The 7394-nt window shown below is 39.5% G+C and carries 7 protein-coding genes; 6 read left to right on the top strand and 1 reads right to left on the bottom strand.

Annotated features, from left to right (window positions below; genetic code table 11):
• The first annotated feature begins 1008 nt into the window (after positions 1-1008).
• The 6 genes from mce to KDU71_RS22335 all read left to right on the top strand — a co-directional run bounded on the left by mce (position 1009) and on the right by KDU71_RS22335 (position 6815).
• A complete protein-coding gene (gene mce / locus KDU71_RS22360) occupies positions 1009-1419 on the top strand; it encodes a methylmalonyl-CoA epimerase (RefSeq protein WP_212193355.1) in 411 nt (136 codons plus the stop codon).
• Positions 1420-1448: 29 nt separating this feature from the next.
• Entirely contained in the window at positions 1449-3008 is a 1560-nt protein-coding gene (locus KDU71_RS22355; RefSeq protein ID WP_212193354.1) for an acyl-CoA carboxylase subunit beta, read from the top strand.
• 12 nt (positions 3009-3020) lie between these two features.
• Entirely contained in the window at positions 3021-3380 is a 360-nt protein-coding gene (locus tag KDU71_RS22350) for an OadG family protein (protein ID WP_212193353.1), read from the top strand.
• A gap of 6 nt (positions 3381-3386) precedes the next feature.
• The gene (locus KDU71_RS22345) at positions 3387-3821 is read left to right on the top strand and encodes a biotin/lipoyl-containing protein (RefSeq protein ID WP_212193352.1); all 435 of its coding nucleotides are present in this window, start codon (positions 3387-3389) and stop codon (positions 3819-3821) included.
• A 36-nt stretch (positions 3822-3857) separates the two neighbouring features.
• A complete protein-coding gene (locus tag KDU71_RS22340; RefSeq protein ID WP_212193351.1) occupies positions 3858-5111 on the top strand; it encodes a sodium ion-translocating decarboxylase subunit beta in 1254 nt (417 codons plus the stop codon).
• 213 nt (positions 5112-5324) lie between these two features.
• Entirely contained in the window at positions 5325-6815 is a 1491-nt protein-coding gene (locus KDU71_RS22335; protein ID WP_212193350.1) for a cytochrome c3 family protein, read from the top strand.
• A 72-nt stretch (positions 6816-6887) separates the two neighbouring features.
• Here KDU71_RS22335 and KDU71_RS22330 read toward each other — a convergent pair whose 3' ends face one another.
• Positions 6888-7229, bottom strand: a complete 342-nt coding sequence (locus tag KDU71_RS22330; RefSeq protein WP_212193349.1) for a DsrE family protein — start codon at positions 7227-7229, stop codon at positions 6888-6890.
• Between the last annotated feature and the right edge of the window lie 165 nt (positions 7230-7394).

Raw genomic sequence — 7394 nt, 5'->3', positions numbered from 1 at the left:
CCGATAGCGCCGATGGTACTGCGTAGAAGTGGGAGAGTAGGTCGCCGCCTTTTTTTTAGAGAAACCTCTTATTCATTCGAATAAGGGGTTTTTTGCGTTTAATAGGAGTTCTTAATCACTGGTCCCTATAGACTACAACCGAGTTACAGGTCTAAGCTTAGTTCTTACACTATCTGTAGAGGACAAACTTAATTCTGTTACGTCAAAAAATACCATCCGTAATCTTTGATTTTAGCAAAGAATAATTCGCTGGAGACATATATTGTTCTGCAATTAAAGCTGTTGATAATGGCGCTATATTACGCTTCTCAATCTTAATGTATTGCAGTAAAGGTATTATTACCGAAGGTATGTTCTTTTTCATTCATACGCCTATCTGTTTCCTGCAATGTCAGTCGTTAATATTCGATTCTTGATTTCATACCGCATATAGAATAGTTTATAGGCCTTTAAATTATCAAGATATTGTAGTTGCAATCTTTGAGCCGTCTCTAATAGCTTTAAATATTTATAGTGCAAGTATCTACTTTGCATGCGTAGTTGATTGTTTGGTGAACTATTAACAGGGCTTTACTTAATTTCTAAAATTGATGTTCATGTATCGAATTTGAGAATTTATTTAATGCATTAATTAACTATGTACTTTATTCAATATTCTTTCTGAATTATGTCTGGGCTTAAACTGACTATTGTCATAAGTGGGTTTTAAAATGATAGATATTGGAGTTATATAATTACTAATTGTAAGAAAAATAGAATTTGCAATTACATTAATTAGTCGAATTTCTTACAAATTATAACTTAAAATGGTTGATTTTGCTTCTTATTATAGAAGGCTATATATAAATATGCATGTATCTAACAAGATTGATTTAATACTATGTAACGTTATTTTATAGGCCGTATATGTTGTAAAACAATCTTTTTTTAATCTCAAAAATGTTGCTAAATTTTTATTAGTTTCTACTTTTGTTGCATCATTTTTTATTAAACAATAAATATTTAGATATGAAGCCGACGCATATTGAGCACATTGGGATCGCCGTGAAAGACTTAAATGAAGCAATTCCATTCTTTGAAAAGGTATATGGATTAGAGTGTTACGCTGTTGAGGAAGTGGCAGATCAGAAAGTAAAGACTGCTTTCTTTAAAGTTGGGGATACAAAAATTGAGTTGTTAGAGTCAACAGATCCTGAAGGGCCAATTGGTAAGTTTATTGAGAAAAAGGGCGAGGGTATTCATCACATGGCTTTTGCGGTTGAAAACTTAGCTGAGAAGTTGACTTTTGCTGAAGAGCAAGGCGTTAGATTGATTGATAAAGCACCTCGCAAAGGAGCTGAAGGTCTAAACATCGGTTTTCTTCACCCAAAATCAACATTTGGTGTGCTCACTGAGCTTTGCGAAGATCCTAACAAATAATTCTTCTAGACTAATACTTACAATTTCATATGTCAACTCAGGATAAAATCAAAAAATTAATCGATCTCCGCTCTGAAGCTAAGCTGGGTGGTGGAGAAAAACGAATTGAAAAGCATCATTCGCAGGGGAAAATGACTGCACGCGAAAGAATCGAAGTTCTATTGGATGATGGTTCTTTTGAGGAGCTGGATATGTTCGTAACTCATCGTTGTACTAACTTCGGTATGGAAAAGAACAAATTCTTAGGCGACGGTGTAGTTACAGGTCATGGTACTATTGATGGTCGTGTGGTGTATGTTTATGCTCAGGATTTTACGGTTTTTGGTGGTTCATTGTCAGAAACAATGGCTCAGAAAATATGTAAGATTATGGATATGGCCATGAAAGTTGGGGCTCCGGTTATCGGCATTAACGATTCAGGTGGCGCACGTATTCAGGAAGGTGTTACTTCTTTAGCTGGTTATGCCGAGATATTTGAACGTAATATCCTGGCTTCAGGTGTTATTCCTCAAATCTCTGCCATTTTTGGTCCTTGTGCCGGGGGTGCAGTTTACTCACCTGCATTAACAGACTTCATTATGATGACAGAAGAATCGTCATATATGTTTGTGACTGGTCCTAAGGTTGTTAAAACAGTAACAGGTGAAGAAATTTCGGTAGCCGATTTAGGAGGTGCTGATGTACATGCATCTAAATCAGGTGTGGCACACTTTAAGGTAGAAGATGAGCAAGAAGGTTTACTGTTAATTCGTAAGCTGGTTTCGTATCTGCCACAAAACAATATGGAAGAAGCTCCTGTACTGGAGTGCAATGACCCTATTGATCGTTTGGATGATGCTTTGAACAATATTGTTCCTGACAACCCGAACTTACCTTACGATATGAATGATATTATCTTTTCTATCGCCGATGAAGGTGAGTTCTTAGAAGTACACCGTAACTATGCCAAGAATATTATCACTGGTTTCTGTCGTTTAGATGGTCAGTCGGTTGGTGTTGTGGCTAACCAGCCAAATTACCTGGCAGGTGTGCTTGACTGTGATGCATCACGTAAGGCTGCCCGTTTTGTGCAAATGTGTGATGCTTTTAACATTCCAATATTAACCTTGGTTGATGTTCCTGGATTTTTACCAGGGTCAGGACAGGAATATGCCGGTATTATTATACATGGTGCCAAACTAATGTTTGCTTATGGCGAGGCAACAGTGCCTAAGGTAACAGTTACTATCCGTAAGTCATATGGAGGAGCTCACGATGTAATGTCATGTAAGCAGTTGCGTGGTGACTTTAACTATGCCTGGCCAATGGCTGAAATTGCCGTGATGGGAGCTAAAGGCGCTATCGAAGTTTTGGAAGGTCGTAGTATTGCTGCCTTAGAATCTGACGAGGAAAAAGCGGCTTATGCACAGAAGAAAACAGATGAATACGAAGAGGCATTTGCTAATCCGTATCAAGCTGCTTCATATGGTTATATCGACGATGTTATCGAACCAAGAAATACACGCTTTAGAGTGATTAGAGCTTTCCAGAATTTACAAACAAAGAAAGTGACTAATCCACCGAAGAAGCATTCAAATATTCCATTATAAAACCGAAGGACCATGAATTTATTAATCGTTGATTCAATGACGTGGACCATTACGGTATTAGGATGGTTTATCGTTTTTGTGGCTTTGGTATTCTTGATCGGTGTGTTCTTAACTGTCCCAAAAATACTGACCTGGGGCACACGACGAGCGCTTCGTAAGAAAAACAGAATGGCAAAGAAAGAAGTAGTAATCGATGATGAGTTGGTTATTACTGGTGAAACCAATGCAGCTATTGCCATGGCTTTGCACCTGTATTTTAACGAACAGCACGATGAAGAAAGTAATGTGATTACCATTAAAGAGGTTAAAAAACGTTACTCTCCATGGAGCTCTAAAGTGTATAGTTTTAACAATGTTAATTTCCCCAGATAGCATAACATGAAAAAGTTTAGTTTTACCATTAGAGGTAATAAATACGACGTTCACCTTAAGGACTTAGAAGAGAATATAGCTCAGTTGGAAGTGAACGGAACTCAGTATGAAGTAGAGATTCATCAGGAAGTAGCTAAGAAGTCAGCTAAAACACCAAAACTGGTGCGTAAAGAAATTCAGCGCAAACCAGGCGAAGGATTTATTACTAAAAATGCAGCTGGTGGCGCCATTAAAGTAAACGCTCCGCTTCCGGGTAATATTTTTAAGGTGTTGGTGAAAGAAGGTGATGCCGTGAAAAAAGGTGATGTTTTGTTAGTGATGGAAGCCATGAAAATGGAAAATAATGTACTAGCTGAGAAAGATGGTACAGTTACTTCTATCAAAGTATCTGTTGGAGATGCTGTATTACAAAACGATGTATTAATTGAAATGGCCCAGTAAGCTCAGGTTTACTGTGTCGTTATAGAATAATTAATTATGAAAAGATTTATCACTCTTTTTGGTGTGTTATCGCTTTTGTTCAGCCTGCAATTTGTCGGTGGAGGGTTTGAAGCCTTTGCTGCAGGAACCGAAGCGGGGGATACCTTTATTGATCACGCATCAAAAGGGCTGGAAACATTTTGGAACTTTACCGGCTTTGCCAATGCGCATTATACCAATTTTATAATGATTGCGGTTGGGTTGTTCTTTATTTTTCTGGCTATTAAATATGATTACGAACCACTTTTATTAGTACCAATCGGAACTGGTGTTATTCTTGGGAATATACCATTTCTTACAGGTTATCAAATTGGCTTATATGAAGATGGTTCAGTGTTAAATTACCTGTATTTCGGAGTTAAGCAAGGGGTTTATCCGCCTCTCATCTTCCTGGGTATTGGCGCCATGACGGATTTCTCTTCCTTGATTTCTAATCCAAAGTTGATGATTTTAGGAGCGGCTGCCCAGGTGGGTATATTTGCAACATTCTTAGGTGCTTCGGCTATGGGCTTTACACCTCAGGAAGCTGGTGCAATTGGTATTATCGGCGGTGCTGATGGTCCTACTGCAATCTTCTTGTCGTCGAAACTGGCACCAACATTAATGGGAGCGATTGCCATTGCGGCCTATTCCTACATGGCATTGGTACCTGTGATACAGCCTCCTATTATGCGATTGATCATTCCTAAGCGGGAGCGATTAATTAAGATGAAACCACCACGCGCTGTTTCTAAAACTGAGAAAATCATGTTCCCGATAATCGGTTTGCTTTTAACAACCTTTATTTCTCCATCGGCCCTGCCTCTGTTAGGTATGTTGTTCTTTGGTAACTTGTTAAAAGAATCTGGTGTAACTGAGCGTTTGGCTGATACAGCCAGAAACGCGATGATTAATATCGTGACTATCCTGTTAGGTATTACCGTTGGAGCATCCACTCAGGCAGATTATTTCCTGACAACCGATTCATTGAAGATTTTTGGATTGGGAGCAGTATCGTTTATGGTGGCTACTGCAGGTGGTCTGATTTTCGCTCGTTTGATGAATTTATTCCTGAAAGGCGATAACAAGATTAATCCATTAATTGGTGCTGCTGGTGTGTCTGCTGTGCCGGATTCAGCTCGCGTTGTTCAGCACGAAGGTTTGAAAAATGACCCTAACAACCACTTGTTGATGCATGCGATGGCTCCTAACGTATCAGGAGTTATTGGCTCAGCTGTGGCAGCTGGTATCTTATTATCATTCCTGATGTAAGCATAGACTTATAATATAAATGAAAGGCTCGTATCGTCGGATATGGGCCTTTTTTTATGCATACCACTCAATTGATATAGTGACTTAACTATCAATGTTATAATTGATTGGTCTATTATAATTGATATATATTAATATTGTATTGAGCATTGATAACGTCTTGGGATTGAATTTGATAGAAATCAGAATTAACTTATGAGGAAAATCTTTCCCATGAAATTACCTCATTCATATTACAATCCCTTGTCGTTGGTAGGAACCATCATCAGTGGCCTGGCTCTGCTGCTAATAATCCTGTCTATTCTTCTGTCCTTTATGTTTGACGAAGGAAGCTCGTATTTAGGGTTATTCTCTTTCATTCTATTACCTGCCATCATGGTAGTAGGACTTATATTGATACCTATTGGCATGATGCGGGCCGTTAGAAAGGCCAAGAAAACAAATGAACCTGTCTCAACCAAATGGATGGTGATTGATTTTAATAACCCGCGCTATCGCAATGCGGCTTCGGTGTTTGTTATTGGTACGGTTATTTTTCTGCTGCTGACGGCAGTGGGCAGTTACGAGGCCTATCACTATACTGAGTCGGTGGAGTTCTGTGGTCAGGTTTGTCACCGGGTAATGAAACCCGAATACATTACTTACATGAATTCCTCTCATGCGCGCGTGGCATGTGTAGAGTGCCATGTTGGGCAGGGAGCCAATTGGTATGTTAAATCCAAATTATCGGGCTTATATCAGGTGTATGCTGTGCTGGCCGATAATTATCCCCGGCCTATTCCAACACCTATCCGAAATCTAAGACCGGCCAAAGAGACTTGTGAGGAGTGTCACTGGCCCGAAAAGTTTTACACCCCTCGTATGCAGTTCGAAAGGCATTATTTGTCTGACTCTCTTAACACGCAATGGGATATTCAGTTGCTGATAAAAACCAATAGTCAGTACAGTGCTAGTAATCTGGCCGAGGGAATTCACTGGCACATTAATCCTGATGTACGCATCGAATATATTGCTGAGGACGAAAGCAGGGAGGTGTTGCCATGGGTACGCTCCATTAATTTAGCAACGGGCGATACCATTGTTTATGAAGATAGCTGGGTGCCACTTGATTCAGCTGTTATTGCCAACTCAACACCAAGAGTGATGGATTGCATGGATTGTCACAACAGGCCATCGCATAACTATATGTTGCCACAGCAGTTTGTTGATGCTGGTATGGCATCGGGCACTATACCATTGCTGCCTGAAATTAAACGAATAAGCATGGAGATATTAAAAGATCCTTACCCAACAAGTGATTCAGCATTAGTGGTCATTAAAAGCCAGCTGCAAAGCTTTTATGTTGCTAATTACCCCGAAGTGTCGCCGGAAGAAGTGGATAAAGCGATTGAAGGCATATATGATGGGTACCTGCGTAACATTTTTCCAGAGATGCAAGCCAGCTGGGATGTTTATTCCGATCATATCGGTCACATTGAATACAATGGGTGTTTTCGCTGCCATAACGATACTCATTTGAGCATCAATAACGAAAAGATAACACGCGATTGTGATGCATGTCATTCCATTCTGATGCAAGGAACACCTGACAATGTGCAATATTCGACTGGTACAGAGTCCTTACCATTTCAGCACCCTGTTGATATTGATGAAGTGTGGAAAGAGTCTTTATGCACCGATTGTCATCGCTATTTATACCTGTAAAGAATATACAAAACAGCCCTCTTGTTTCAACATGAAATGGGAGGGCTTTGTATTGCTTTTTTTCTAAGCTATCTATAGTGTTATTACTTTTCTGGCATCACACTGAAGTGTTACTATGTCGGGCATGGTGCCTTTTATGCCTGCCACTATATCATTAATCTGGTAATGATTAAGGCAGGTGCTGCAGGCGATTAGTTTAACGCCTTGTTGTTCCAGTTTATTAAGTTGTTTCTGAAATGGGCTATCCTTGCCAAGTACTTTAACGCCTTCATTGTAAAAAGCTATAAAGCCAGGTAATCTGTTGTCGCTAATAAGTACGTTGAAATAGTTGCCCAGTAGCTTTATTTTGAGTTCTGCGTCGCCACTTCCCATACCATTCTGAGTGATTAGCAGCAGGTCTGTTAGTTTTTTCATCGGTATTTCATTTGATAGGCCAAATGTAGCTATTATTTAGGCATGTTAGAGGGAACAAAGGTGGGAACCGCGGCAATCGCATTTAAACTTACTATTAAGACCACAGATTGCGCAGATTGACCCAGATTAATTGTTTTCCATTGGAAAACTATCTGTGAAGATTTT

The organism is Carboxylicivirga sediminis, assembly GCF_018156225.1.
Lineage (GTDB): Bacteria > Bacteroidota > Bacteroidia > Bacteroidales > Marinilabiliaceae > Carboxylicivirga > Carboxylicivirga sediminis.
Note: the sequence above shows the minus strand (reverse complement) of the source record. Positions and strands in the feature narration are given on the sequence as shown.